Origin of the sequence: Micromonospora sp. AP08 (genome assembly GCF_008085935.1) — a bacterium.
GTDB classification, from domain to species: domain Bacteria; phylum Actinomycetota; class Actinomycetes; order Mycobacteriales; family Micromonosporaceae; genus Micromonospora; species Micromonospora chersina.
The window spans coordinates 70,064-94,400 of sequence record NZ_VSEZ01000019.1; the positions used below are offsets into that span (position 1 = coordinate 70,064).

29 protein-coding genes and 1 riboswitch are annotated in these 24,337 nt (G+C 74.1%); of the genes, 19 read left to right on the forward strand and 10 right to left on the reverse strand.

The window, feature by feature from the left end; all coding sequences use genetic code 11:
- Positions 1–94: 94 nt before the first annotated feature.
- Positions 95–856, reverse strand: coding sequence for an SDR family NAD(P)-dependent oxidoreductase (locus FXF50_RS25445; protein ID WP_148431469.1), 762 nt, complete (start codon positions 854–856; stop codon positions 95–97).
- Between the two features lie 47 nt (positions 857–903).
- Between FXF50_RS25445 and FXF50_RS25450 the strand changes: the two genes are divergently transcribed.
- The 8 genes from FXF50_RS25450 (at position 904) to FXF50_RS25485 (ending at position 8,323) form a co-directional block, all read left to right on the forward strand.
- Positions 904–1,254 (forward strand): histidine triad nucleotide-binding protein, encoded by a 351-nt coding sequence (locus FXF50_RS25450; RefSeq protein ID WP_148431470.1) that lies wholly within the window; start codon positions 904–906, stop codon positions 1,252–1,254.
- Positions 1,255–1,275: 21 nt separating this feature from the next.
- Complete coding sequence (locus FXF50_RS25455) at positions 1,276–2,652, forward strand: serine hydrolase (RefSeq protein WP_148431471.1); 1,377 nt, start codon at positions 1,276–1,278, stop codon at positions 2,650–2,652.
- 130 nt (positions 2,653–2,782) lie between these two features.
- Positions 2,783–3,841, forward strand: a complete 1,059-nt coding sequence (locus FXF50_RS25460; protein WP_091319269.1) for a PhoH family protein — start codon at positions 2,783–2,785, stop codon at positions 3,839–3,841.
- Between the two features lie 18 nt (positions 3,842–3,859).
- The gene (ybeY, locus tag FXF50_RS25465; RefSeq protein ID WP_148431472.1) at positions 3,860–4,333 is read left to right on the forward strand and encodes an rRNA maturation RNase YbeY; all 474 of its coding nucleotides are present in this window, start codon (positions 3,860–3,862) and stop codon (positions 4,331–4,333) included.
- Complete coding sequence (locus FXF50_RS25470; RefSeq protein ID WP_148431473.1) at positions 4,309–5,718, forward strand: hemolysin family protein; 1,410 nt, start codon at positions 4,309–4,311, stop codon at positions 5,716–5,718. Before ybeY ends, FXF50_RS25470 begins: the two co-directional genes overlap by 25 nt.
- Positions 5,711–6,097: a cytidine deaminase gene (locus FXF50_RS25475; RefSeq protein WP_148431474.1), complete on the forward strand. Its 387-nt coding sequence runs from the start codon at positions 5,711–5,713 to the stop codon at positions 6,095–6,097. The genes FXF50_RS25470 and FXF50_RS25475 overlap by 8 nt, the downstream gene beginning before the upstream one ends.
- Positions 6,094–6,990, forward strand: coding sequence for a GTPase Era (era, locus tag FXF50_RS25480; RefSeq protein WP_148431475.1), 897 nt, complete (start codon positions 6,094–6,096; stop codon positions 6,988–6,990). Before FXF50_RS25475 ends, era begins: the two co-directional genes overlap by 4 nt.
- 193 nt (positions 6,991–7,183) lie before the next feature.
- A complete protein-coding gene (locus tag FXF50_RS25485) occupies positions 7,184–8,323 on the forward strand; it encodes an acyltransferase (RefSeq protein ID WP_148431476.1) in 1,140 nt (379 codons plus the stop codon).
- Between the two features lie 13 nt (positions 8,324–8,336).
- Here FXF50_RS25485 and FXF50_RS25490 read toward each other — a convergent pair whose 3' ends face one another.
- Positions 8,337–9,116, reverse strand: a complete 780-nt coding sequence (locus tag FXF50_RS25490; RefSeq protein ID WP_148431477.1) for a DUF4097 family beta strand repeat-containing protein — start codon at positions 9,114–9,116, stop codon at positions 8,337–8,339.
- Between the two features lie 102 nt (positions 9,117–9,218).
- Here FXF50_RS25490 and recO point away from each other — a divergent pair, with 102 nt between their 5' ends.
- From recO to FXF50_RS25515, 5 genes are all read left to right on the forward strand, one after another.
- On the forward strand, positions 9,219–10,094 hold the full coding sequence (gene recO / locus FXF50_RS25495) for a DNA repair protein RecO (protein ID WP_148431478.1): 876 nt from the start codon (positions 9,219–9,221) through the stop codon (positions 10,092–10,094).
- 8 nt (positions 10,095–10,102) lie between these two features.
- A complete protein-coding gene (locus tag FXF50_RS25500) occupies positions 10,103–10,903 on the forward strand; it encodes an isoprenyl transferase (RefSeq protein ID WP_148431502.1) in 801 nt (266 codons plus the stop codon).
- A gap of 70 nt (positions 10,904–10,973) precedes the next feature.
- Positions 10,974–11,159, forward strand: a complete 186-nt coding sequence (locus tag FXF50_RS25505; protein WP_109943664.1) for a hypothetical protein — start codon at positions 10,974–10,976, stop codon at positions 11,157–11,159.
- 140 nt (positions 11,160–11,299) lie between these two features.
- Positions 11,300–11,521, forward strand: coding sequence for a thioredoxin reductase (locus tag FXF50_RS25510; protein WP_148431479.1), 222 nt, complete (start codon positions 11,300–11,302; stop codon positions 11,519–11,521).
- A complete protein-coding gene (locus tag FXF50_RS25515; protein WP_255510188.1) occupies positions 11,518–12,285 on the forward strand; it encodes a pirin-like bicupin family protein in 768 nt (255 codons plus the stop codon). The genes FXF50_RS25510 and FXF50_RS25515 overlap by 4 nt, the downstream gene beginning before the upstream one ends.
- Before the next feature lie 6 nt (positions 12,286–12,291).
- Here the strand turns inward: FXF50_RS25515 and gndA are convergent, their stop codons facing one another.
- Entirely contained in the window at positions 12,292–13,734 is a 1,443-nt protein-coding gene (gene gndA / locus FXF50_RS25520) for an NADP-dependent phosphogluconate dehydrogenase (RefSeq protein ID WP_148431480.1), read from the reverse strand.
- Positions 13,735–14,085: 351 nt separating this feature from the next.
- On the opposite strand from gndA, the gene FXF50_RS25525 reads away from it, so the two are divergent.
- Positions 14,086–14,322, forward strand: a complete 237-nt coding sequence (locus tag FXF50_RS25525) for a hypothetical protein (protein WP_148431481.1) — start codon at positions 14,086–14,088, stop codon at positions 14,320–14,322.
- Between the two features lie 94 nt (positions 14,323–14,416).
- Here FXF50_RS25525 and FXF50_RS25530 read toward each other — a convergent pair whose 3' ends face one another.
- The 3 genes from FXF50_RS25530 to FXF50_RS25540 all read right to left on the reverse strand — a co-directional run bounded on the left by FXF50_RS25530 (position 14,417) and on the right by FXF50_RS25540 (position 17,363).
- The gene (locus tag FXF50_RS25530; protein ID WP_148431482.1) at positions 14,417–15,217 is read right to left on the reverse strand and encodes an energy-coupling factor transporter transmembrane protein EcfT; all 801 of its coding nucleotides are present in this window, start codon (positions 15,215–15,217) and stop codon (positions 14,417–14,419) included.
- On the reverse strand, positions 15,214–16,668 hold the full coding sequence (locus tag FXF50_RS25535) for an ABC transporter ATP-binding protein (protein ID WP_148431483.1): 1,455 nt from the start codon (positions 16,666–16,668) through the stop codon (positions 15,214–15,216). Before FXF50_RS25535 ends, FXF50_RS25530 begins: the two co-directional genes overlap by 4 nt.
- A gap of 104 nt (positions 16,669–16,772) precedes the next feature.
- Positions 16,773–17,363 (reverse strand): ECF transporter S component, encoded by a 591-nt coding sequence (locus FXF50_RS25540; protein WP_148431484.1) that lies wholly within the window; start codon positions 17,361–17,363, stop codon positions 16,773–16,775.
- A 74-nt stretch (positions 17,364–17,437) separates the two neighbouring features.
- A riboswitch (TPP riboswitch) is annotated at positions 17,438–17,544 on the reverse strand.
- Between the two features lie 77 nt (positions 17,545–17,621).
- On the opposite strand from FXF50_RS25540, the gene FXF50_RS25545 reads away from it, so the two are divergent.
- The 5 genes from FXF50_RS25545 to FXF50_RS25565 all read left to right on the forward strand — a co-directional run bounded on the left by FXF50_RS25545 (position 17,622) and on the right by FXF50_RS25565 (position 22,748).
- Positions 17,622–18,446 carry an alpha/beta fold hydrolase gene (locus FXF50_RS25545; protein ID WP_148431485.1) on the forward strand — a complete coding sequence of 275 codons (825 nt, stop codon included), beginning with the start codon at positions 17,622–17,624 and terminating at the stop codon, positions 18,444–18,446.
- The gene (locus FXF50_RS25550; protein WP_148431486.1) at positions 18,443–19,255 is read left to right on the forward strand and encodes an aminoglycoside N(3)-acetyltransferase; all 813 of its coding nucleotides are present in this window, start codon (positions 18,443–18,445) and stop codon (positions 19,253–19,255) included. Before FXF50_RS25545 ends, FXF50_RS25550 begins: the two co-directional genes overlap by 4 nt.
- Positions 19,252–20,001, forward strand: coding sequence for a sugar isomerase domain-containing protein (locus FXF50_RS25555; protein WP_148431487.1), 750 nt, complete (start codon positions 19,252–19,254; stop codon positions 19,999–20,001). Before FXF50_RS25550 ends, FXF50_RS25555 begins: the two co-directional genes overlap by 4 nt.
- 88 nt (positions 20,002–20,089) lie before the next feature.
- On the forward strand, positions 20,090–20,593 hold the full coding sequence (locus FXF50_RS25560) for a DUF6328 family protein (RefSeq protein ID WP_148431488.1): 504 nt from the start codon (positions 20,090–20,092) through the stop codon (positions 20,591–20,593).
- Positions 20,594–20,771: 178 nt separating this feature from the next.
- The gene (locus FXF50_RS25565; RefSeq protein WP_255510189.1) at positions 20,772–22,748 is read left to right on the forward strand and encodes an acyl-CoA dehydrogenase family protein; all 1,977 of its coding nucleotides are present in this window, start codon (positions 20,772–20,774) and stop codon (positions 22,746–22,748) included.
- A 39-nt stretch (positions 22,749–22,787) separates the two neighbouring features.
- Here the strand turns inward: FXF50_RS25565 and FXF50_RS29455 are convergent, their stop codons facing one another.
- Genes FXF50_RS29455 through FXF50_RS25580 form a run of 4 tightly spaced genes read right to left on the reverse strand, consistent with a single transcriptional unit; the run spans position 22,788 to position 24,310 of the window.
- Positions 22,788–22,955, reverse strand: coding sequence for a hypothetical protein (locus FXF50_RS29455; protein WP_187399817.1), 168 nt, complete (start codon positions 22,953–22,955; stop codon positions 22,788–22,790).
- A 9-nt stretch (positions 22,956–22,964) separates the two neighbouring features.
- Positions 22,965–23,570, reverse strand: a complete 606-nt coding sequence (locus FXF50_RS25570) for a hypothetical protein (protein WP_148431489.1) — start codon at positions 23,568–23,570, stop codon at positions 22,965–22,967.
- 48 nt (positions 23,571–23,618) lie between these two features.
- Entirely contained in the window at positions 23,619–24,011 is a 393-nt protein-coding gene (locus FXF50_RS25575; RefSeq protein ID WP_091319315.1) for a Fur family transcriptional regulator, read from the reverse strand.
- The gene (locus FXF50_RS25580) at positions 24,008–24,310 is read right to left on the reverse strand and encodes a metalloregulator ArsR/SmtB family transcription factor (RefSeq protein WP_091319318.1); all 303 of its coding nucleotides are present in this window, start codon (positions 24,308–24,310) and stop codon (positions 24,008–24,010) included. The genes FXF50_RS25575 and FXF50_RS25580 overlap by 4 nt, the downstream gene beginning before the upstream one ends.
- Positions 24,311–24,337: the final 27 nt, after the last annotated feature.

The window sequence follows — 24,337 nt, forward strand, 5'->3', positions numbered from 1 at the left end:
CTTCCCCGTCGATCTTGCAGTTTCTGCCCCGGCAAAAGGCGCACATCGCCCACCTGTCGGGCCGCAACTGCAAGATCGGCGGGTGCTGGGGGTGTCAGGTGCGGAGGTAGGAGGCGCCGTTCAGGTCGACGATGGTTCCCGACGCCCACTCGGCTTCGGGGCTCGCCAGCCAGTGCACGGCCGCCGCGATCTCCTCGGGGCGGGCCACGCGGTTGAACGGGGACTGGGCGCGGATGGCGTCGCCCCGCTCGCCGCTGAGGTGGGTGGTGGTCATGTCGGTCGCCACGAAGCCCGGTGCCACGGTCGCCACCGCGATGCCGTACGGGGCCAGCGCCAGCGCCAGCGACTGACCGAGCGCGTTGAGCCCGGCCTTGCTCGCCCCGTACGCGGGCTGCTCCGGCTCACCCCGGAACGCGCCCCGGGACGACACGTTCACGATCCGGCCACCCCGCTCCCGCATGTGCTGGGCGGCGCACCAGGTGGCGTTCGCGGCGCCGGTCAGGTTGGTCTCCAGGACCAGCCGCCACTGCTCCTGCCACTGCTCGTAGGTGTTGCCGAAGACCGGGTGGGGCAGGTCCCGCGGGCCGTAGACGCCGGCGTTGTTGACCAGGACGTCGAGGCCGCCCAGGCGCTGCGCCGCCTCGTCCACCATGGCCCGGACCCCCTCCGGGTCGGCCAGGTCGGCGCGGACCACCACGTGCCCGTCGCCGGGCAGCTCCGCCCGCAGCGCCTCGGCCAGCTCCGCGGAGTCGCGGTGGTGGATCGCCACCCGGTCCCCGCCCGCCGCGAACGCCCGCGCCACCGCGCGGCCGATGCCGCGCGAGGCCCCCGTCACCAGTACCGCCCGAGAAGTCACGCGGCACATCATGCCTGAGGAGGTGCGGGACGACTTACCATGCCCCGATGGGAACCGACTGCCTGTTCTGCCGGATCGTCGCCGGGGAGATCCCGGCCACCGTCGTCCGCGAGACCGCCACGACCCTGGCCTTCCGGGACATCGACCCGAAGGCGCCCACGCACGTGCTGGTGATCTCGAAGGAGCACTACGCGGACGTGGTCACCCTGGCCGAGGGCGACCCGGGGCTGGCCGGTGAGCTGCTGGCCACCGCCGCCGTGGTGGCCGAGGAGGAGGGGCTGACCGTGGACGGGTTCCGGCTGATGTTCAACACCGGCCCGTACGGCGGCCAGGAGGTCTTCCACGTGCACGCGCACCTGCTCGGCGGCGCGCCGCTCGGCCCGATGCTCTGCCGCTGAGCCGCTGCCTAGACTGCCCTCATGATCACGGTGCATGACCGGCTCGGCCGGATGGTGCGGCAGGCGCAGGCCCACGGGCGGATCCCGGCCGTCTCGGTGGCCCTGCACCGGGCCGACCGGCCGCTCTGGACCTGCGCGGTCGGCGGGACCGGCAACGACACCCCGCTCGGGCCGGAGACGGTCTTCCGGATCGGCTCGGTCACCAAGACCTTCACGGCCGTGCTGGTCATGCAGTGCCGGGACGAGGGGCTGCTCGACCTGGACGACCCGATCGGGCGGCACCTCGACCTGCCGGCGCACGGCGAGCTGACCGTACGCCGGCTGCTGTCGCACACCGCGGGCCTCCAGCGGGAGCCGCACGGCGACGTGTGGGACAGCCTGCGCGCGCCCGACGTCACCGAACTGCTCGCCGACCTGGCCCGGGTGGAGCGGGTGCTGCCCACCGGGCGGCGCTACCACTACTCCAACCTGGGCATGGCCCTGCTCGGCGAGATGGTGGCCCGGCTGCGCGGCGGCACCTGGGCCGAGGTGCTGGCCGAGCGGGTGCTCGCCCCGCTCGGGCTGGCCGCGACCGGCCCGACGCCGGGCGGCCGGGCGGCGACCGGGTTCCTGGTCGACGCGTACTCCGACGAGGCCCGGCCGGAGCCGAACACGGACTTCGGCGCGGTGGCCCCGGCCGCGCAGCTCTGGAGCACCGCCCCGGACATGGCGCGCTGGGCGGCCTTCCTGGCCGACCCGGCCGCGCTGGACCCGGCCGGCGCGGTGCTCGCGCCGGCCACCCTCGACGAGATGCGCTGGCCGCTGACCACCACCGACGAGACGCTCTGGGCCGGCGGCTTCGGCCTCGGCCTGATCCTGGTGCCGCAGCCGGGGCGGGTGATGCACGTGGGGCACGACGGGGCCATGCCCGGTTTCCTGGCCGCCGTCTACGGCCGGCGGGGCGGTGACGGCACCGCGGGCGCGATGGGCTGCGCGGTGCTCGGCTCCTCGGGCACCGGCGTGGAGGTCTTCGAGCTGCCGCACCGGCTGCTGGCCGCCGCCGCCGAGCACGACCCGGCCGACGTGGAGCCGTGGCGGCCGGGCACGCCCGCCCCGGAGCACCTGCGCGGCCTGCTGGGCCGCTGGTGGGGCGAGGGCTTCGAGTACGTCTTCTCCTGGCACGACGGGGCGCTGCGGGCCCGGGGCGCGGACGAACCGGCCGGCAAGCCGCCCGCGGTCTTCGCGCCGCTGCCGGACCGGCCCGACGTGTTCCGCACGGTCGCCGGCCGGGAGGTGGGCGAGCTGCTCCGGCTGACCCGGGACGAGCGCGGGGTGGTGGTCCGGCTGCACTGGGCCACCTACCGCTTCACCCGCCACCAGGAGACCTTCGAGGGGTACGACTTCCGCGCCGGCAGGTGATCTCCGACCACCGGAAATGGGCGAGGTGCGGGCGGTGTTGACCCGATACGATGGGAGTCACGACCGCCGCGCCAGCAGGGCCCGGCGCCGAGTTCGAGAGCAGGTGGCGTAGGGCCCGACGGCCCGACCTATGACCGGCACCCCACCTCCCGGCCCGCCCCGGGTGCAGACCAGGATCACGGTCCCCGACCAGAAGATCATGGTGAACCTGCTCGGCGCGGGCGACGAGATCCTGCGGCTCGTCGAACGCTCGGTCAACAGTGACGTCCACGTGCGGGGCAACGAGATCACCATCACCGGCGCGCCCGCCGACAACGCCCTCGCCGAGCGCCTCTTCAGTGAGCTGCTCGAACTGATCGAGAAAGGCGAGACCCTGACCACTGATGCCGTCCGGCGCACCGTCGGCATGCTCGAGCAGGGCGGCGCCGAGCGGCCCGCCGAGGTCCTGACGCTCAACATCCTCTCCCGGCGCGGTCGCACCATCCGCCCCAAGACCCTGGGGCAGAAGCGCTACGTCGACGCCATCGACGCGCACACCATCGTCTTCGGCATCGGCCCGGCCGGCACGGGCAAGACCTACCTGGCCATGGCGAAGGCCGTCCAGGCGCTCCAGGCCAAGCAGGTCAACCGGATCATCCTGACCCGGCCGGCGGTCGAGGCGGGTGAGCGGCTGGGCTTCCTGCCCGGCACGCTGAACGAGAAGATCGACCCCTACCTGCGCCCGCTCTACGACGCGCTGCACGACATGCTCGACCCGGAGTCCATCCCGAAGCTGATGGCCGCCGGCACCATCGAGGTGGCGCCGCTGGCGTACATGCGGGGCCGCACCCTGAACGACGCGTTCATCATCCTCGACGAGGCGCAGAACACCACGCCCGAGCAGATGAAGATGTTCCTCACCCGGCTCGGCTTCGGTTCCAAGATCGTGGTCACCGGTGACGTCACCCAGGTGGACCTTCCCGGCGGGACGACCAGCGGCCTGCGGGTGGTCCGGGAGATCCTGAGCAACGTCGAGGACGTGCACTTCGCCCAGCTCTCCAGCTCCGACGTGGTCCGCCACAAGCTGGTGGGCGACATCGTCGACGCGTACGCCCGCTGGGACGCCGAGCGGGAGAACCAGCAGGCGCAGAGCGTGCACGCCGTGCCCGGGCGGACCGCCCAGGGCGGCCGGGCCGGCCGGCGCCGCTAACCCATCAGAGGAAGACAGTTGTCCATCGAGATCGCCAACGAGTCCGGTGTCGACGTCGACACCGACGCCGTGCTCGCCGTCGCCCGGCACGCCCTCGACGAGATGGGGGTCAACCCCCTCGCCGAGCTGTCCGTGCTGCTGGTCGACATCGAATACATGTCGGAGCTGAACCACCGCTGGATGGGTGGCGACGGCCCGACCGACGTGCTCGCGTTCCCCATGGACGAGGGCAGCGTCGACCACGGCCCGGGGGAGAGCGCCCCGGCCGGCGGTGAACCGGCTCTGCTCGGCGACATCGTGCTCTGCCCGGAGGTGGCGGCCAAGCAGGCGGCCACCGCCGGGCATTCCACCGCCGACGAGCTGCACCTGCTCACCGTGCACGGCGTGCTGCACCTGCTCGGCTACGACCACGCCGAGCCGGAGGAGGAGCGGGAGATGTTCGGTCTCCAGGCGCGACTGCTGGCCAGCTGGCGGTCGACCCGATCGCAGTGACCGCCACCCTGGCGGCCGGCGGCGCGCCCGCCGGCCTGCCCGATCTCCCTCTCCTCGCCGTCGCGGCGGGGCTGGTGGTGCTCGCCGGCCTGATCGCGATGACCGAGGCCGCGCTGGCCGCCGTCTCCCCGGCCCGGGCCGCCGAGCTGGCCCGGGACGGCGCGCGCGGCGCGCGTACCCTCCAGGCGGTCGCCGGTGACGTGGTCCGCCACCTCAACCTGCTGCTCCTGCTCCGGCTGCTGGCCGAGCTGACCGCCACCACGCTCGTCGCGCTGGTGGCCGTCGACACCTTCGGCGCCGGCTGGCGGGCCGCCCTGGTCACCGCCGGGGCGATGACCGTGGTCAGCTTCGTGGTGGTCGGCGTCGCGCCGCGCACCCTGGGCCGGCAGCACGCCTACGCGGTGGGCCGCGCGGTCGCGCCGCTGGTGCGCTGGCTGGGCCGGGCGCTCAACCCGCTGGCCTCGCTGCTGATCCTGATCGGCAACGCGGTCACCCCGGGGCGCGGCTTCCGGGAGGGGCCGTTCGCCACCCAGGTCGAGCTGCGGGAGCTGGTCGACCTGGCCGAGCAGCGCGGCGTGGTCGAGCACGGCGAGCGGCAGATGATCCACTCGGTCTTCGCGCTCGGCGACACCATCGCCCGCGAGGTGATGGTGCCCCGCACCGAGATGGTGTGGATAGAGGATTCCAAGACGCTCGCGCAGGCGCTGGCGCTCTTCCTGCGCTCCGGCTTCTCCCGGATCCCGGTGATCGGCGAGAACGTCGACGACGTGCTCGGCGTGCTCTACCTCAAGGACCTGATCCGGCGGATCCAGGGCAGCCCGGAGGCCCGGCAGATGCCGGTGGCCGAGCTGATGCGCCCGGCGACCTTCGTGCCCGAGTCCAAGCCGGTCGACGACCTGCTCTCGGAGATGCAGGCGGCCCGCAACCACCTGGTCATCGTCGTCGACGAGTACGGCGGCACCGGCGGCCTCGTCACCATCGAGGACATCCTGGAGGAGATCGTCGGCGAGATCACCGACGAGTACGATGTCGAACGCCCGCCGGTCGAGCGCCTGGCGGACGGGGCCGTGCGGGTGACCGCCCGGCTGCCGGTGGAGAATCTGGGCGAGCTGTTCGACACCGAACTGCCCACCGACGAGGTGGAGACGGTCGGTGGCCTGCTCGCCCAGGCGCTCGGCCGGGTGCCGATCCCGGGCTCCGGCGCCGAGGTGGCCGGGCTCCGGCTGATCGCCGAGGGCACCACCGGGCGGCGCAACCGGATCGACACCGTGCTGGTCAGCCGGGTCGAGCCGGGCGACGCGCCGGACAGCGCGGGGCGCGGCGAGCAGACCGACCCCCGTGGCAACCACAACCGTTCCGAGGAGAGGCAACCCGCCGATGCCTGAGTCACCCGCCGTGCCGGCCGCCCGGCCCACCCCGTCCGACCCGGCCGAGCTGAGCGCGGAGGACGGCAAGCTGGTCGTCCTGGCCCGGGGTGCGCGGGGCCGGGTGGGCGCCGTGGAGGGCGCGGCGGTCCGCGACCAGGACGGCCGGACGTACGCGGCGGCCAGCGTGGCGCTGCCGTCGCTGACCCTGACCGCGCTCCAGCTCGCGGTCGCCTCCGCGGTGGCGGCCGGTGCGAGCCGGCTGGAGGCCGCCGTCGTGGTGACCGAGGCGTCGACGCTGGACGGCGCCGGGCACGCCGCGGTCCGCGACCTCTCCGCCGACGCGCCGATCCACGTGGCCGCGCCGGACGGCGCCGTCCTCGGCACGGTGGTCGAGTGAGCGACGTCGCGCAGCGTCCCTACCGGGCGGGTTTCGGCTGCTTCGTGGGGCGGCCGAACGCCGGCAAGTCGACGCTGACCAACGCGATCGTCGGCACCAAGATCGCGATCACCTCGAACAAGCCCCAGACCACCCGGCACATCATCCGGGCGGTGCTGCACCGGCCGGAGTCACAGCTCGTGCTGGTCGACACCCCGGGCCTGCACCGTCCCCGCACGTTGCTCGGCGAGCGGCTCAACGACCTGGTCCGGGAGACCTGGAGCGAGGTCGACGTGATCGGCCTCTGCATCCCGGCGAATGAGCCGATCGGGCGGGGCGACCGGTTCATCACCGGCGAGCTGGCCAGCCTGCGGGCCACCGTGCTGGCCGTGGTCACCAAGACCGACCTGGTGGACAAGAAGCGGCTGGCCGAGCAGTTGCTCGCGGTGAGCGAGCTGGGCGAGTTCGCCGACGTGGTGCCGGTGAGCGCGGTCTCCGGGCACCAGGTGGACACCCTGGTCGACGTGATGACCGGCTACCTGCCGGAGTCTCCGCAGCTCTACCCCGACGACATGCTCACCGACGACCCGGAGCAGGTGCTCGTCGCCGAACTGGTCCGCGAGGCGGCTCTGGAGGGCGTCCGGGACGAGCTGCCGCACTCGATCGCCGTGGTGGTCGAGGAGATGATCGCCGAGGGCAACGTCACCAAGATCTACGCGGACGTGTACGTGGAGCGACCGAGCCAGAAGGCGATCGTGATCGGTCACCGGGGCAGCCGGCTCAAGCACGTCGGCACCACCGCCCGCCGCCAGATCGAGGAGCTGCTCGGCACCCGGGTCTACCTGGACCTGCACGTCCGGGTCGCGAAGGACTGGCAGCGCGACCCGAAGCAGTTGCGCAAGCTCGGCTTCTGACCCGGTACGCCCGACCGCCGGTCCCGCTTCCCGGGGGCCGGCGGTCCGCGTTTCCGGGGTTGTCGGGCTGGTCCGGATCGGCCGGCTTTATGGGATGTTTCACTTTTGACCCGGGCCCCCGCGCCGTTTCGTCCGGCCTGGTCGGAGGGTAGGGGAGCGTTGCTGCCCCCGCCCCCGATGCCCCCGCGAGCTGATGCGAAACCGATACCTCGACCTGCTCCGCTTCCTGGCCATCGTTCGAGTCGTCGTCTACCACGTCACCGGTTGGGCGGCGCTGACCCTGATCTTCCCGGCGATGTCGGTGATGTTCGCGCTCGCCGGCTCGCTGATGGCCGCGTCGCTGGACCGGACCGGCGTACCGGCCGTGGCGCGTCGGCTGCGCCGGCTGCTGCCGTCGCTCTGGGTGCTCGCCGCGGTCTTCGTGCCGGCCATGCTGCTCACCGGGCTGCCGCTCACCCCGAAGGTGCTGCTGTGGCTCTTCCCGATCAGCGACCCACCGGCCAACGCCTGGGGCGCCATCACGCTGAGCCCGATCTGGTACCTCCGGGACTACCTCTGGTTCCTGCTCGCCTCGCCGGTGGCCCTCTGGCTGTTCCGCCGGGCCCCGCTGCCCACCCTGCTGGCCCCGTACGCGCTGCTCGCGGCGATCGAGTTCGGCGTGCTGGCGGACCCGCCGACCGTGCTGCGCGAGTTCGGCCTGTACTTCGGCGCCTGGCTGCTCGGCTTCGCGCACCACGACGGCCTGCTGCGCCGCACCGCCAACCGGGTGCTCGTCCCGCTCGCGGTGGCCCTCGGCGCGGCCGGCCTGGGCTGGATCCTCACGCATCCCGGCCCGCGCGGGTACGACCTGAACGACATCCACCTGGGCAACGCGCTCTGGTCGGCGGCGTTCATCCTGGTGGCGATCGGCCGGGCGCCGGCCGCGGCGCCGTGGGTGGACCGCGTCCCGGCGCTGGGCCGGGCGGTCACCGTGCTGAACCGGCGCGCGCTGACCGTCTACCTGTGGCACATGCCGTTCGTGGCGGCGCTCACCCCGCTCGTGGACGTGGTCGGCTGGTCGCACCAGGACCCGGTCGGGCTGGCGATCCGGGTGGTGCTGGTGTTCGCGCTGGTCGGCGTGGTCACCCTGCTGGTCGGCTGGGTCGAGGACCTGGCCGCCCGGCGTACCCCGGAACTGGTGCCCGGCCGCCCCCGGCGGACCGTGGCCGAGCGGGCGGCGGCCGCACCGGCCAGCCCGGCGCCCGCCGGCGCGGAGACCGCACTCGCCGCGGCCGGCGCCCGGGTGCCGGCCCCGCGCCGCGCGCCGGAGCGCTCCGGCCTCACGCCGCGCTGACCGGCGGCCGCCCTCAGCGCTGGTGGACCGTCACGTTGCCACTGGTGGCGGAGACGTCGAGCAGCAGGGAGGCGCCCGGGTCGTCCGGCACCCTCAGGTCGGTGTCGCCGGACTTCGCGTCCGCCCGCACCCGGTACCGGCCCGGTGGCACGGTCAGGTCGACGTCGCCGCTGGTGGCGTGCAATCGGGCCGCGGCGGGCTGGTCCAGTTCGACGACGAGGTTGCCCGAGGTGGCCTCCGCGTCCAGGCCGGCGGCGAGCCGGCGGGCACTGATGTCGCCGGAGGAGGCGCGCAGCCGGACCGGGCCCGTCGCGTCGACCACCTCGATGTTCCCCGAGGTGGTGGTGGCGCGGACCTCGCCACGGGCCTCGGTCACCGTGAGGTCGCCGGATTTCAGGGTGAAGTCCACCGGCCCGACCCGGTTCAGCGTGACGTTCCCGGAGCTGGTCTCACCGCGCACCGTCACGCCTTCCGGGGCGGTCACCTCCCAGGAGACCGTGCACCGGGGGCCGCAGTCGTTGGGCAGCACCAGCTCGTCGCCCTTGATCTCGTACCGGGTGTTCGGCTCCCCGCCCTGGTAGCGGACGATCCGCTTGATCCGCACCTGGTCGGCCGCGCCGGTGGCCCGGATCGTGATGTCACCCGCGCCGCCGGCCGGCACGGTGATCCGGGTGATCTTCGCGCTCTCGGTCTGGTCGTAGTCGAGGCGGCGGAACGACAGGGTGTCGCACCCGGCGAGGACGATCAGGGTGGCGGCCGCGGCGGCGGCGACGGCGGTCCGGTGCAGAGCCATGGCCAGGACGCTACGGGCGACCGCGCGGGCGGCGCATCCGGGTTCGACCGCCGGTCCACCCCGAAGAGACCCTGAGATCGCACCCCGAGGGAGAATGGCCCGATGGCCGGATACCGCCGACAGCTCTACCGCGACGACGCGGTGGTGCTGCGCGTGCAGAAGCTGGGGGAGTCCGACCGGATCATCACCCTGCTCACCCGCCGGCACGGTCGGCTGCGCGCGGTGGCCCGGGGCGTGCGCCGCACCACCAGCAAGTTCGGCGCCCGGCTGGAGCCGTTCGGGCACGTCGACCTCCAGCTCGCCGGCGACCCCAAGGGGAACCACGGCAGCTCGCTGCACACCATCAGCCAGGCGGAGGGCATCGACCTCTACGGCAAGCGCTTCCTCGGCGACTACCCCCGCTACACGGCGGCCAGCGCGATAGCCGAGACCGCCGAGCGGCTCACCCCGATCGAGCGGGAGCCCTCGCTGCGGCTGTTCCAGCTCACCCTCGGCGCGCTGCGCTCGCTGGCCACCGGCGACCACGCCACCACCCTGGTGCTCGACGCCTACCTGCTGCGCGGCATGGCCTTCGCCGGCTGGGCGCCCGCGCTGACCGCGTGCGCGGTCTGCGGCACCCCGGGGCGGCACCGGGCCTTCTCGGTCCCGGCCGGCGGCGCGGTCTGCCCCGACTGCCGGCCGCCGGGCGCCGCCCACCCCGCCCCGGCCACCATCGACCTGATGTCCGCGCTGACCACCGGCGACTGGGCGTACGCCGACGCCACCGAGACCGGTGTGCGCCGCGAGTGCAGTGGCCTGGTCGCGGCGCACCTCCAGTGGCACCTGGAACGCGCGCTACGCTCGCTGCCGCTGGTCGACCGGGGTGCCCCGGCGTCCGGCGCGGTCCCGCCGCCCGGCGGCGCGGGGCCGGGTGTGGTCCCGCCGCGCACCGGAGGCGGGCCCGCCGCCGCTGGTGTGAACAGGGAGATGACCGAGTGATCCGACCGATGAGGGCCGGCCGGCGCGAGCCGCTGCCACCGACTCCGCACCCGTCCGGCGCCCGGCCGCCGGCGCTGCCGGGCGACGCGCTGCCGAAGCACGTCGCCGTCGTGATGGACGGCAACGGCCGCTGGGCCAAGGAGCGCGGGCTGCCCCGGACCAAGGGTCACGAGCAGGGCGAGCACAGCCTCTTCGACACCATCGAGGGCGCGATCGAGCTGGGCATCCCCTACCTGTCGGCGTACGCCTTCTCCACCGAGAACTGGCGGCGTTCGCCGGACGAGGTCCGCTTCCTCATGGGCTTCAACCGGGACGTCATCCGGCGCCGCCGGGACCAGCTCGTCGACCTGGGCGTCCGGGTGGTCTGGTCCGGCCGGGCCGGGCGGCTCTGGAAGAGCGTCATCTCCGAGTTGCAGACCGCCGAGGAGATGTCCCGCGGCAACTCGACGCTGACCCTCCAGTTCTGCGTCAACTACGGCGGGCAGGCGGAGATCGCCGACGCCGCCGCCGCGATCGCCCGCGACGCCGCCGCCGGCCGGATCGACCCGGGCAAGGTCACCGAGAAGACCATCGCGAAGTACCTCTACCACCCGGAGGTCCCCGAGGTGGACCTCTTCCTGCGTCCCTCCGGCGAGCAGCGCACCTCCAACTTCCTGCTCTGGCAGAGCGCCTACGCGGAACTGGTCTTCCTCGACACCCTCTGGCCGGACTTCGACCGCCGCCACCTCTGGTACGCCTGCGAGCTCTACGCCCAGCGGGACCGCCGCTTCGGCGGCGCGCTGCCCAATCCGGTGGCACCCACCACCTGAGGTCACGCTTACCGACGCCGCCTGCGGGGTATCAATCCGGACAGCAGGCAGATTGCGGAGGTGAACCCACATGATTCAGAAGCGGATTGCCCAGTGGGCGGTCATGGCGGTCGCCGTGCCGCTGGCGGCGGCCGGCGCGCGCCGGCTCAGCCACACCCTGGAGGCCCGTCGCGGCCCGAGCGGGGTGAGCCGACTGCTCACCAAGGGCGCCGACATGCTGCGGCCGCAGAAGGCCAAGCGCCGTCGGTTCTGGTGACGTCGACGGTCCGCCGCAGGGTTGCGGCGGACCGTGTCGCGGGCGCCCCGCGTCCGGCTTTCCGGCCGGGAGCGGGGCGCCCGCGCGTACGATCGGCGCGAGGGCGCGCCGCCGGGACGCGCCCGCCACGGGGGTGGGGGATGCACGATCTCCGGTTCAAGATGATCATGGCGTTGAACGCGGCGGACCTGGGCAGCCCGATCTGCGAGCAGGTCGCCGAGATCTGCGCGGAGATCGCCGAGCAGCACTGCGCCGAACTCGGCCACACGCCCGCCGTCCGGTCCGGCGAGATCGGCGAGCTGGCCACCGGCGAACCGGCGCTCACCTGGGCGCCGGCCGAGACCGGGCAGCGTGCCTGGTGACGGCGACGATGCCCGCGCCGGCGGTGGACGTCCGCCGGGCCGACGACCGGTTCAAGACCCGGCTGTCGTGGCTCGACTCCAAGCACTCCTTCTCGTTCTCCCGGCACTACGACCCGGCCAACACCCACCACGGGCTGCTGCTGGTCAACAACGACGACGTGGTGCACCCGGGCACCGGTTTCGAGACTCACCCGCACCAGGACATGGAGATCGTCACCTGGGTGCTGCGCGGTTCCCTGGTGCACCAGGACTCCACCGGCCACTCCGGCGTCATCTATCCCGGCCTGGCCCAGCGGATGAGCGCCGGCACCGGCATCCTGCACTCGGAGAAGAACGACTCCTGGCGGCTGGAGAACATCGCCCCGCACCGGGACCCGGTCCACTTCGTGCAGATGTGGGTGCTCCCCGACGAGGAGGGGATCGACCCCGGCTACGAGCAGCTCGAGATCGGCGACGAGCTGCTGCGGGGCGGCCTCGTGCCGGTCGCCTCCGGGATGGACCGGTACGACGGCGCCTCCGCCATCCGGATCCGCAACCGGTACGCCACCCTGCACGCCGCCCGGCTCGGCCCCGGCGACTCGGTGAACCTGCCCGACGCGCCCTTCCTGCACCTCTACGTGCCCAGCGGCGGCGTGACGCTGGAGGGGACCGGCGAACTCGGTGAGGGCGACGCGGCCCGGATCACCATGGCCGGGGGCCAACGGGTCACCGCCGCCGCGCCGGCGGAGATCCTGGTCTGGGAGATGCACGCCACGCTCGCCTGAGCGCGCTCACGCCTCCACTTCGGAGCGGTCGCCCGCCCAGAGCGTGTGGAACGACCCCTCCCGGTCCACCCGGCGGTAGGTGTGCGCGCCGAAGTTGTCCCGCAGCCCCTGGATCAGCGCGGCCGGCAACCGCTCGGCCCGCAGGGCGTCGAAGTAGGCCAGCGACGACGAGAAGGCCGGGGTGGGCACACCCGCCCGGGCCGCGTCGGCCACCACCCGACGCCAGGCCGCAACCCCGGCGCCGACCCGGTCGGCGAACCACGGGGCGACCAGCAGCGTGGCCAGGTCCCGCTCGGTGTCGTACGCCTCCCGGATCCGGTCCAGGAAGCGCGCCCGGATGATGCAGCCGCCCCGCCAGATGGTCGCGGTGCCGCCCAGGTCGATGTCCCAGTCGTACTCCCGGCTGCCGGCGCGGATGTGGTCGAAGCCCTGCGCGTACGCGACGATCTTGCTGGCCAGCAGCGCGCGCCGCACGTCCTCGACGAAGGTGTCCCGGTCGTCCACCTGCCACTTCTCGCCCGCGTCGGGGAACGCGCGGCGGGCGGCGGCGCGCTGGTCGGCGTGCCCGGACAGCGACCGGGCGAACGTGGCCTCGGCGATGCCGGTGATGGGGATGCCGAGGTCCAGCGCGCTCTGCACGGTCCACCGGCCGGTGCCCTTCTGCTCGGCCTGGTCCAGCACCACGTCGACGAAGGGCCGGCCGGTCGCCGGGTCGGTGTGCCCGAGCACCTCGGCGGTGATCTCGATGAGGAAGGACTCCAGTTCGCCGCCGTTCCACTCCCGGAAGATCTCCGCGATCTCCGCCGGGCTCGCCGACAGGCCGGCCCGCAGCAGGTCGTACGCCTCGGCGATGAGCTGCATGTCCGCGTACTCGATGCCGTTGTGGACCATCTTCACGAAGTGGCCGGCGCCGTCCGGCCCGATGTGCCGGCAGCACGGGACGCCGTCGACCTGGGCGGCGATCCGCTCGAAGATCGGGCCGAGCTTGCGGTAGGACTCGGCCGAGCCGCCCGGCATGATGCTGGGCCCGCGCAGCGCGCCCTCCTCGCCGCCGGAGACGCCCGTGCCCACGAAGTGCAGCCCGTGCCCGCGCAGCGCCTCCTCCCGCCGGCGGGTGTCGGCGAAGTGCGCGTTGCCGCAGTCGACGACGATGTCCCCCTCCTCCAGCAGCGGGACCAGTTCGTCGATCACCGCGTCGGTGGGGGCGCCGGCCTTCACCATGACGATCACGGCGCGCGGGCGCTCCAGCGAGGCGACGAAGTCGGCCATCGACTCCGAGGCCACGAACGTGCCCTCGCCGCCGTGCTCGGCGAGCAGGCTCCGGGTGCGCTCGGGCGAGCGGTTGTGCACGGCCACGGTGAAGCCGTTCCGGGCCAGGTTCCGGGCCAGGTTGCGGCCCATCACCGCCAGGCCGGTGACCCCGATCTGCGCCGTCGCCCGCTGTGCCATGCGTACCGCCACCCCTCGTCTCCGGTGCCCGTGCTGCGACCGTATCGCGGGCGGCGCGGCCCGGGGCCGGGACGTCGACGGCGGGTGAGGGCGTGGTCGCGGTCGGTCCTCGCCGGTCGTCCCGGTAAATCGGGTGCGCGTCGGCGTGGCGGTGGGTTAACGTTCCGGCATGCGTAACTGACGCCCACCTCTCGCAGGCCCGGTCCACCGTGCAAACCGCCGTGGACCGTGCGCCCCGGGCGTCCGCATCCTCCGCGCCACCGTCGGTGGTGGCGTCGCATGCCTCGTCGGACCGCCCGGGTGTTCCCCGCTCGCCGTGCCCACGGGTGCCCGACAGTCAGGAGGCAGCGTATGCCCGCCAAGCGCAGTCCGAAGAAGTCCCACAAGCCCGCGCCGTCCCCGGTGGACCTCACTCCGGCGGATCTCGACGCGCTCACCGTGGCGCCCGCCGCGCCGGTGACCCTGCCCGGGCGCACCGACACGCCGCCGCCACCGAAGGCCGGCCCGCCCGCCGGCCGGGAGGCCCGGCTCTCCGGGCGCAGCCGGCGCGCCGGGCAGACCAAGTTCTACGCCTTCCGGCGCAGCTGACCGGCCCCTGATCGGCTCGGGTTGCGGCAGTACGTGGTGTCCCTCCGTCGGGACGACCCGCCGCAACCCGAGCCGCTCTGCCTGCGGCGGCCGGTCAGCCGATCAGCGGCCGGAAGGTGCCCAGCACCACGCTGACCGTCAGCGCCGCCGCGGCCAGCGCCCCGGCGGCCACCACCAGCAGGCCGTCGGCACGGGTGAAGCGCTGGCGCCGGGCGACCGTACGCGGGGTGCCGGCGTCGAAGCCCCGGGCGTCCATGGCCACGGCCAGCCGGGTGCCCCGCCGGATCGCCCCGACCAGCAGCGCGAACGCCGTCGACCCGAACAGCCGCAGCTTGGCGATCGGGTTGCGGCCGGCGTCCACGCCCCGCGCCCGGCGGGCCATGCTGATCATCCGCCACTCCTCCTCCAGCAGCGGCACCAGCCGGAACGCGGCCAGCGCGCCGATGGCGAACCGGGCGGGCGCCTTCGCGTTCTGGATCAGCGCGTCGGCCAGGTCGGTGGGGTCGGTGGTGGCGAAGACCAGGATCCCGGGCAGCGCCACGGCGAGCATCCGCAGCACCAGACCCAGCGCGGTGACCAGCACGCCCTCGGTGACCAGGACCGGGCCGGCCTCGACCAGCACCCGGCCCGAGCGGTCGGCCGCGAAGAGCACCAGCGTGACCAGGATGCCGCCGGCGCCGGCCAGCAGCGGCCAGGCCCGCCGGGCCAGCACGCCGTAGCGGACGCCGAACAGCGGCAGCACCGCCAGCTCGACGGCGATGGCGATGGCCGGGGCCACCGGGTCGAGGGTGGCCACCAGGATCAGGGTGAAGACCAGCGCGGCGGCCAGCTTCGCCACCGGGTTGCGCCGCGCCAGCGGCGCCCCGGGCGCGGCGACCGGCTCCACGCTGATCACCGGTGCTCCAGGTTGATCGTCCGGTCGGGGCCGGGTGCTCGGCGCTCCAGGATGATCGTCCTGTCGGCCAGCGCGGCGACGAAGTCCGGGTCGTGGGTGACCGCGACGACGCCGTGGCCGGCGTCGCGCAGGTCCGCCAGGAGGTCGACCAGCTCCCGCCAGGTCCGCCGGTCCTGGCCGAAGGTGGGCTCGTCGCAGATCAGCAGGCGGGGCGCGGTGGCCAGGGCGGTCGCCACGCTCAGCCGCCGCGCCTCGCCGCCCGAGAGGGTGTACGGGTTGGCGTCCGCCAGCCGGTCCAGCCGCAGCCGCTCCAGCAGCGCGTCCACGGTGGCCGTCACGGCCGCCTCGGGCTGCCCGGTGCGGCGCGGACCGAGGGCCAACTCGTCCCGCACGGTGCTCGTGACGAACTGGTGCTCCGGGTCCTGGAAGACGGAGCCGATCCGGCCGGCCAGGGCGGGGGCCCGCCAGCGGTGCGGGGGAGTGCGCGCGTCCCGGCCGGCGAGCGCGGGGGTGGCGACGACCGCGCCGGCGCCGGGGCGGAGCAGACCGCCGAGCAGCAGGGCCAGGGTGGACTTGCCGGCGCCGTTCGGGCCGAGGACGGCGAGGGCTTCGCCGGCGCGTACCCGGAGGTCGGTGGGGGCCAGCCGGGGCGGCAGGCCGAGCCGGTCGGCGGTGAGCAGCACCTCGCCGGGCGGCGTGGTGGCGTGCCGGGGCGGCACGGTGCGGCCCGGCACCCAGACCCCGGCGGCGGCGAGGGCGTCGCCGTGCGCGGCGAACACCGCCTCGGGCGGCCCGTCGGCGCGCACCCCGCCGCCGGGCTCCAGCACGACGACCCGGTCGACCAGCGGCAGCGCCTCGGCGACCCGGTGCTCGACGAGGATCAGCGTGGTGTCCGCGTCGAGGGCGTCGGCGACGGCCCGGCGGACCAGATCGGCGCCGGCCGGGTCGAGGTTGGCGGTCGGCTCGTCGAGCAGCAGCAGCCCCGGCCGCAGGGCGAGCGTGCCGGCCAGCGCGAGCCGCTGCTGCTCGCCGCCGCTCAGGGCCGCCGTGGGCCGGTCCCGGTCGTAAGGGAAGCCGACCCGGCGCAGCGCCTCGTCCACGCGGGGCCAGATCTCCTCGGCGGGCACGCCCCGGTTCTCCAGCCCGAACGCCACGTCGTCGCCGCAGCGGGCCATGACGAGCTGGGTCTCCGGGTCCTGGAAGACGATGCCGACCCGTTCCCGGGCCTTGCGCGGGTCGAGCCCGTCGATCTCGACGGTGCCCTCCTGCTCACCGGAGTCCTCGGGCAGCAGACCGGCCAGCGCCGCGAGCAGAGTGCTCTTCCCGGCCCCCGAGGGCCCCAGCAGCAGAACGCGCTCCCCAACCTCAACGCGCAGGTCGACGCCCCGGAGAGCCCAGCCCTTCCGCCCGGCATGCCGCCACCCGAACCCCCGCAACTGCACGGCACCCACGCGCCCACCTCCCCTCTCGGCCCAGCTTGGTTGATCAAGAGGTTTGCGTCAGCAGAACCGCTCTCGCCGACGCAAACCTCTTGATCAACGCGGTCTCGGGGCGGTTACACCAGGGCTCGGTCGCGGCCCGCGGGGAAGCGGTCCAGGACGCCGGTGTTGGCCAGGGCTCGGGTGAGGAAGTGTGAGCCCAGGCCGGCGATCACGGTGGCGCTGACGATGGTCAGCAGGGCATAGGGCAGGCGGTAGTTGACCAGGTCGTAGGTCTTGTTCCAGTAGACGAAGTCGAAGATCGCCGCGGTCAGGCCGGTCAGCGCGCCCGCCAGCAGGGCGACCGGCAGCCGGTACGCGCGGTAGCGGAACGCGGCGAAGGCCAACTCGGCGCCGAGGCCCTGCATGAGGCCCTGCACGATGACGATGCCGCCCCACTGGCTGCCCAGCAGCGCCGAGATGATCGCCGCCAGCAGCTCGCAGTAGAGCGAGGCGCCGGGCTTGCGGATGACCAGCCCGCCGAGCACGGCCGGCACCAGCCAGACGCCGTAGATGAGTGTCTGCGCGGGCGGGAAGAACGCGAAGGCCGCGTCCGTGGCGCCCCAGAGCAGCCCCCAGGCCCAGAAGATGACGCCGAAGGCGACGGCGATCACCGAGGCGACGACGATGTCGACGGTGCGCCAGCGGTTGCTGTCGGTGTGGTTCATGACTGACTCCCAGTTCAGGTGAGGAACCAGGAGAAGACGCACGCCGCGCCCGGTGGTCACCGGACGGCGGCGCGGCTGGAGGTCGACCGAACTCCCTGCGCTGGCATTACCCAGATCAGGTTCGAGGGTCTGCGGGCACCGGCCCGCACTCTCAGCGCTGTGCGCTCCCCTGTCGGATGTGAAGTTGTCTCGACGCAGACGCTAGCACCGACCCCGGCCGCGGGCCCAGCAGGGCGATCGCCCGTTAGGGTGGCGATCATGCGGGTCGAGGCGCGAGGTCTGACGTTCGAGGTACGCACCGGCGGCCCCGAGGGCGGCGAACCCGTCCTGCTGCTGCACGGTTTCCCGCAGCACTCCGGCGAGTGGGACGAGGTGAGCCCCGCGCTGCACGCCGCCGGGCTGCGCACGTACGCCCTCGACCAGCGCGGTTACTCGCCCGGCGCGCGGCCGGCGGAGGTCGGGGCGTACCGGGTCCCGGAGCTGGTGGCCGACGCTGCCGCCGTGCTCGACGCGCTCGGGGTGACCGACGCCCACCTGGTCGGCCACGACTGGGGCGCGATCGTGGCGTGGGGCCTGGCGGCGGCGCACCCGCAGCGGGTGCGCACGCTGACGGCGGTGTCGGTGCCGCACCCGGCGGCCATGGGTCACGCGCTCGCCACCGACCCGCGGCAGAAGGCCCGGTCCTCCTACATCGCCCTGTTCCGCAAGCCGGGGAAGGCGGAGAAGGTGCTGCTGGCGTTCCGCGCGGCGACCCTGCGCCGGATGCTCGGCGGGGTCGGCGACGCCGACCGGGTGGCCCGCTACGCCGACCCGATGCGCGAGCCCGGCGCGCTGACCGCGGCCCTGAACTGGTACCGCGCCATGACCGGGACGGACATGAAGGCCGTCGGGCCGGTGGGCGTGCCCACCACCTTCGTCTGGAGCGACGGGGACGTCGCGATCGGGCGCACGGCCGCGGAGGCGTGCGCCGCGCACGTCACCGGCGACTACCGCTTCGTGGTGCTGCCCGGCGTCACCCACTGGATCCCGGACGAGGCGCCCGGCCCGCTGGCCACGGCGATCCTGGCCCGCGCCGGCCGATGATCGCGAACACCGCGCCGGCCCGGCCGCACACCCGCGCGTCGCTCGCCGCCCAGCTCCACGACCTCGGGGTACGCCCCGGCGCGACCGTGCTGGTGCACGCCTCCCTGCGCCCGCTGGGCTTCCTCTGCGGCGGCCCGGAGGCCGTGCTGCTCGCCCTGCGCGACGTGCTCGGCCCGGCCGGCACGGTCGTGGTGCCCACCCACACGCCGGAGAACAGCGATCCGGCGGAGTGGAGCAACCCGCCGGTGCCGGCGGACTGGTGGCCGGTGATCCGCGACGGGATGCCCGGCTTCGACCCGGCGGTGACCCCGAGCCGGTTCATGGGCGCGCTGGCCGAGCTGGTGCGCACCTCGCCGGAGGCGCGGCGCAGCGACCACCCGCACGTCTCGTTCGCCGCGCTCGGGCCGGCCGCCGCGCGGGTCGTCGACGGCCACGCGCGGGCCGACATGCTGGGCGAGGGCTCCCCGCTCGCGCGCCTCTACGACCTCGACGCCGACGTGCTCCTGCTCGGCGTGGACCACGGCAGCAACACCTCCCTGCACCTGGCGGAATACCGGCAACCCGCGCCGCCCCGGCGGCGCTACGGCGCGGCGGTGCTGACCGCCGACGGCGGCCGGGAGTGGGTGTGGTGGGAGGACGTGCGCCTGTTCGAGGAGCGTTTCGCCCGGCTCGGCGGCGACCTGGAGGCCACCGGTGCGGTGCGGCTCGGGCCGGTCGGCGACGGGACGGGCCGGTTGATGAGGCAGCGGGCGGCCGTCGACTTCGCGGTCGAGTGGCTGGCCCGGCACCGACGGACGGAGGAAGCATGACGGTGAGCGCCGAGGCGTACCTGGCGGTGGTGACCGAGACGATCGGCCGGGTCGCCGCCGACCAGCGGGAGAACGTGGCCCGCGCGGCGGACCTGATCGCCGCGTCGCTGCGCGCCGACGGGGTGGTGCACGCGTTCGGCACCGGCCACTCCGAGGCCCTCGCCATGGAGATCGCCGGCCGGGCCGGCGGGCTGGTCCCCACCAACCGGATCGCCCTGCGTGACCTGGTCCTGCACGGCGGTGAGCCGGCCGACGTGCTCGGCCCGAAGCTGGAGCGCGAGCCTTCCGTGGCGCACCGCCTCTACGAGCTGGCCCCGGTACGACCGCAGGACGTGTTCGTGCTCGCCTCCAACTCCGGCGTGAACGGGGCGATGGTCGAGTTCGCCGCCATCGTCAAGGAGCGCGGGCACGGGCTCGTGGCGATCACCTCGGCGCAGCACTCGGCCCGGATGACCTCGCGCCACCCGTCCGGGCGCAAGCTCGCCGACTTCGCCGACGTGGTGCTCGACAACGGCGCCCCGTACGGCGACGCCACCCTGCCGCTGCCCGGTGGCGGCGCGGTCGGCGCGGTCTCCTCGATCACCGCCGCGCTGCTGGCCCAGCAGATCGTGGCCGAGGTGGTCGCCCGGCTGCTCGTCGCGGGGGAGCGGCCCCCGGTCTACCTGTCCGCCAACATCACGGGCGGCGACGAGCACAACGCGGAGCTGGAGGCCCGGTACGCCGGCCGCATCCGCCGCGGGGCCTGAACCGGTTTCACGCTCGGCGCGATCGGGCACTGGCAGGCTGCCGGTGGGAGGCCCCCACCGGCAGTACCGTCTTCCCTGGAGGTAGCGGGTGTCCAAGGAAACCGAGAAGCAGCGCTGGCAGCGCAACTTCGCCGACCTGCTCCAGGAGTTGCGGGTGGCGCAGACCGGCGTGCAGATCCTCTTCGCCTTCCTGCTGACCCTGCCGTTCAGCAACGGTTTCACCCGGACGACCGGTTTCCAGAAGGACGTCTACATCGTCGCGTTGCTGGCCGCCGCCGCGGCCACCGCGATGATCATTTCGCCGGTGGCCTTCCACCGGGCGCTGTTCCGCCAGGGCCGCAAGCCGGAGCTGGTCCGCTACGCGCACCGGATGGCCACCGGCGGCCTCGGCTTCATGCTGATCTCGATGGTGAGCGCGGTCCTGCTGATCACCGACTTCGTGCTGAGCCGCCCGATCGCCTTCCTGCTGAGCGCGATCACCGGGGTCTGGTTCCTGGTCTTCTGGGTGATCCTGCCGTTCGCCCGGCGCAACTGGGGTGACGACGACATCGACGACGAGGACGACGATCCGCCGGCGCTGGCCGGCGACTGACGGCGCCGGTCCCGCCAAATCGGACGTGCGCGCGAGGCTACCCCTGGGTAACACCCGGGGGTAGCGTCGTTTTTGTCGCACGTCGACGCAGCCGGACCGAGGTCTCCAGGAGGCAGCCGTGACCACGACACACAACAGCCGACCCGACCCCGCCGGACACGGCGGCCCGACCGGGCGGGTGGCGCCCATCGACGACCCCCAGCAGCCGGCCGACGCGGACGGGGCCGGGCCGCTGCCCGCCGAGGCCGGCCAGGTCTCCGAGAAGGAGGCACGACAGGTCGCCGAGGCGGCCCGCGAGGCCGCCTGGGACCGGCCGAGCTTCGGCAAGGAACTCTTCCTCGGCCGCTTCCAGCTCGACCTCATCAACCCCTGGCCCCGCTCCGACCCCGACGACGTGGCGCGGGCCGAGGAGTTCCTCGGCGCGTTCGGGGCGTACCTGGACTCCGAGGTGGACGGTGCGGCCATCGAGCGGGACGCGCGCATCCCCGACGAGGTGTTCCACGGGCTGGCCCGGCTCGGCGCGTTCGGCATGAAGATCGACCGGAAGTACGGCGGCCTCGGGCTGAGCAACCTGCACTACTGCCGGGCGCTCATGCGGGCCGGCTCGGTGAACCCGTCGATCGGCGCGCTGCTCTCCGCGCACCAGTCGATCGGCGTGCCGCAGCCGTTGAAGATGTTCGGCACCCCCGAGCAGAAGCAGCAGTTCCTGCCCCGGCTGGCCGCCGGCGAGGTCTCCGCCTTCCTGCTCACCGAGCCGGACGTCGGCTCCGACCCGGCCCGGCTGGCCACCACGGCCGAGCCGACCGAGGACGGCACCGGCTACCGGCTCAACGGCGTGAAGCTCTGGGCCACCAACGGCACGGTCGCCACCCTGCTCGTGGTGATGGCCCGGGTGCCGGCGGCCGAGGGGCGGCGCGGCGGCATCACCGCCTTCGTGGTGGAGGGCGACAGCGAGGGCATCACCGTCGAGCGGCGCAACGAGTTCATCGGGCTGCGCGGCCTGGAGAACAGTCTCACCCGCTTCCACGACGTCTTCGTGCCGAAGGAGAACGTGATCGGCGGCGAGGGCAAGGGCCTGAAGATCGCGCTGACCACGTTGAACACGGGCCGGCTCTCGCTGCCGGCCATGTGCGTGGGCGCCGGCAAGTGGGCGTTGAACGTGGCCCGCGAGTGGGCCGCGGACCGGGTCCAGTGGGGCCGGCCGGTCGGCGAGCACGAGGCGGTCGCCAAGAAGCTCGCCTTCATCGCCGCCACCACGTACGGCATGGAGTCCATGCTCGACCTCTGCTGCCTGCTCGCCGACGACGACCGCAACGACATCCGGATCGAGGCCGCGCTGGTGAAGCTCTACGCCAGCGAGATGGCCTGGAAGATCGCCGACGAGCTGATCCAGATCCGGGGCGGTCGCGGCTACGAGACGGCCGACTCCCTCGCCGCCCGGGGCGAGCGCCCGGCCGCGGTCGAGCAGCTCCTGCGCGACCTGCGGATCAACCGGATCTTCGAGGGCTCCACCGAGATCATGCACCTGCTGATCGCGCGCGAGGCGGTCGACGCGCACCTCTCGGTGGCCGGCGACATCATCGACCCGGACGCCGGGCTGGGCCGCAAGGCGAAGGCCGGCGCGCGGGCCGGCGTCTTCTACGCGAAGTGGCTGCCCACCCTCGCCGTGGGCAAGGGGCAGGCGCCCGGGGCGTACCACGAGTTCGGCCCCCTCGCGGGCCACCTGCGGCACGTCGAGCGGACCTCCCGCAAGCTGGCCCGGTCCACCTTCTACGCGATGTCCCGCTGGCAGGGGAAGATGGAGCGCAAGCAGGCGTTCCTCGGCCGGGTGGTGGACATCGGCGCGGAGCTGTTCGCCATGTCGGCGGTGTGCGTGCGGGCGGTCGCCGAGCGCGCCGAGCACCCGGAGAACATGGAGCTGGCCGACCTGTTCTGCCGCCAGGCCCGGCTGCGCGTCGACGAGCTTTTCACCGGGCTGTGGTCCAACACCGACGCGGTGGACGTGGCGGCCGCGAAGCGGATCGTCGCCGGCCGCTACGCCTCGGTCGAGGAGGGCGTGGTCACCCCGCCCGCCGACCGGCCCTGGGTGGCCAACTGGCAGCCGGGCCCGTCCACGGCGCAGGACGTCCGCCGCCGCATCCCGCCCGCGCAGTGACGGTGCCGGGGCCCCGCCGAACGGGCGGGGCCCCGCCGGTCAGCGGGCGACCGCCCAGGCGATCACCCCGGCCAGGATGAGCCCGTTCAGCCCGGCGAGCACCAGGTACGCGGCCGGCGGGATCCGGCGGCCCCTGCGGACGAAGCTCACCAGGACGCCCGCGTAGATGAGCAGCAGGACCGCGACGACGATCAGGAAGTACAGCACCGGAACACCTTAACGGCCGGTACGCAGCCCGAGTCCGCGCAGCTCCAGTGCGGCGAGCGCGTCGACCGTCTCGTCGTCGCCGCGGCGCCACGCCTCGGCCACGTCCGGCGCGATCCGGTTCAACTTCGCGAGGGGCTGCCCGGCGAGCGCGCGCAGCGCCAGCAGGTCCCGCCCGGCCGGGGCGGCGGCGAGGGCCTTGGCCGCGCCGGCCCGGCGCATCCAGCGCACCCGCAGCGGCAGCCAGCCGAACAGCACCAGCCCGAGCGGGAAGACCAGCACGGCGACGGCGAGCGCCAGGGCCAGCTGGCCGACCAGTTCCTGCTGGTCGCGGCCGGCCTCGGCGACCGCGCGGGCGGCCTCGGCGGCCTTCGTGAAGGGGCCGGTCAGCTCGTCGCCGACCAGCGGCACCCGGCCGACCTTCCCGCCCGCGTCGGCCAGGTTGTCGGCGAGCCCGCCGCCGGCCCCCTCCAGCTTCTGGCCGGGCACGGCGAGCTTCTCGACGAGGTCGTGCAGCCAGAGCGCGAAGCGGATCGCCGCGTACACCCAGACGACCACGAGCAGATCGGTGAGGAGCTGACGGAGGGCGGTCGGAAAACGGTCGGCGTAGATCTTCACGCGGGACAGCGTGCCACGGCCCGCCCGCCGGGGCACGGGGCAGTTTTCTCAGCCCGCGCAGGCCGGGCAGGTGCCGAAGATCTCCAGGGTGTGGCTGACCTCGGCGTACCCGTGCTCGGCGGCGACCCGCTCGGCCCAACTCTCCACCGCCGGGCCGGCCACCTCCACGGTCCGGCCGCAGGCCCGGCAGACCAGGTGGTGGTGATGCCCCTCGCTGCACCGCCGGTAGAGGTGCTCGCCGCCGGGCGGGCGCATGACGTCGATCTCGCCGGCGTCGGCGAGCCCCTGGAGGGTCCGGTAGACGGTGGTCAGCCCGACCCGCTCGCCGCGCTGGCGCAGCATGGCGTGCAGGTCCTGGGCGCTGTGGAAGCCCTCGACCTCGGCCAGCAGGGCGCTCACCGCGGTGCGCTGCCGGGTGTTGCGCAGTGCCCCCTCGGTCATGACGGCCCCTCCCCGGCGTGGCTGACCGCGTCCGCCACGATGTGCGCGACGTGCTCGTCCACCAGGGCGTACGCGATCTCCCGGCCGCGCCGCGAGCCGCGCACCACGCCGGCGCCGCGCAGCACCCGCAGGTGCTGGGAGACCAGCGGCTGCGGGGCGCCGAGCTTCTCCACCAGTTCGTGCACGCAGCGCTCGCCCTGGGCCAGCTCGCTGACGATCGCCAGCCGGATCGGCGCCGACAGCGCGCGCAGCAGGTCGCCCGCGCCCTCGAAGGCGTCGTACCCGTTCGTGACCGTCATCCCGTAACGGTAACCAATGCCAGCAGG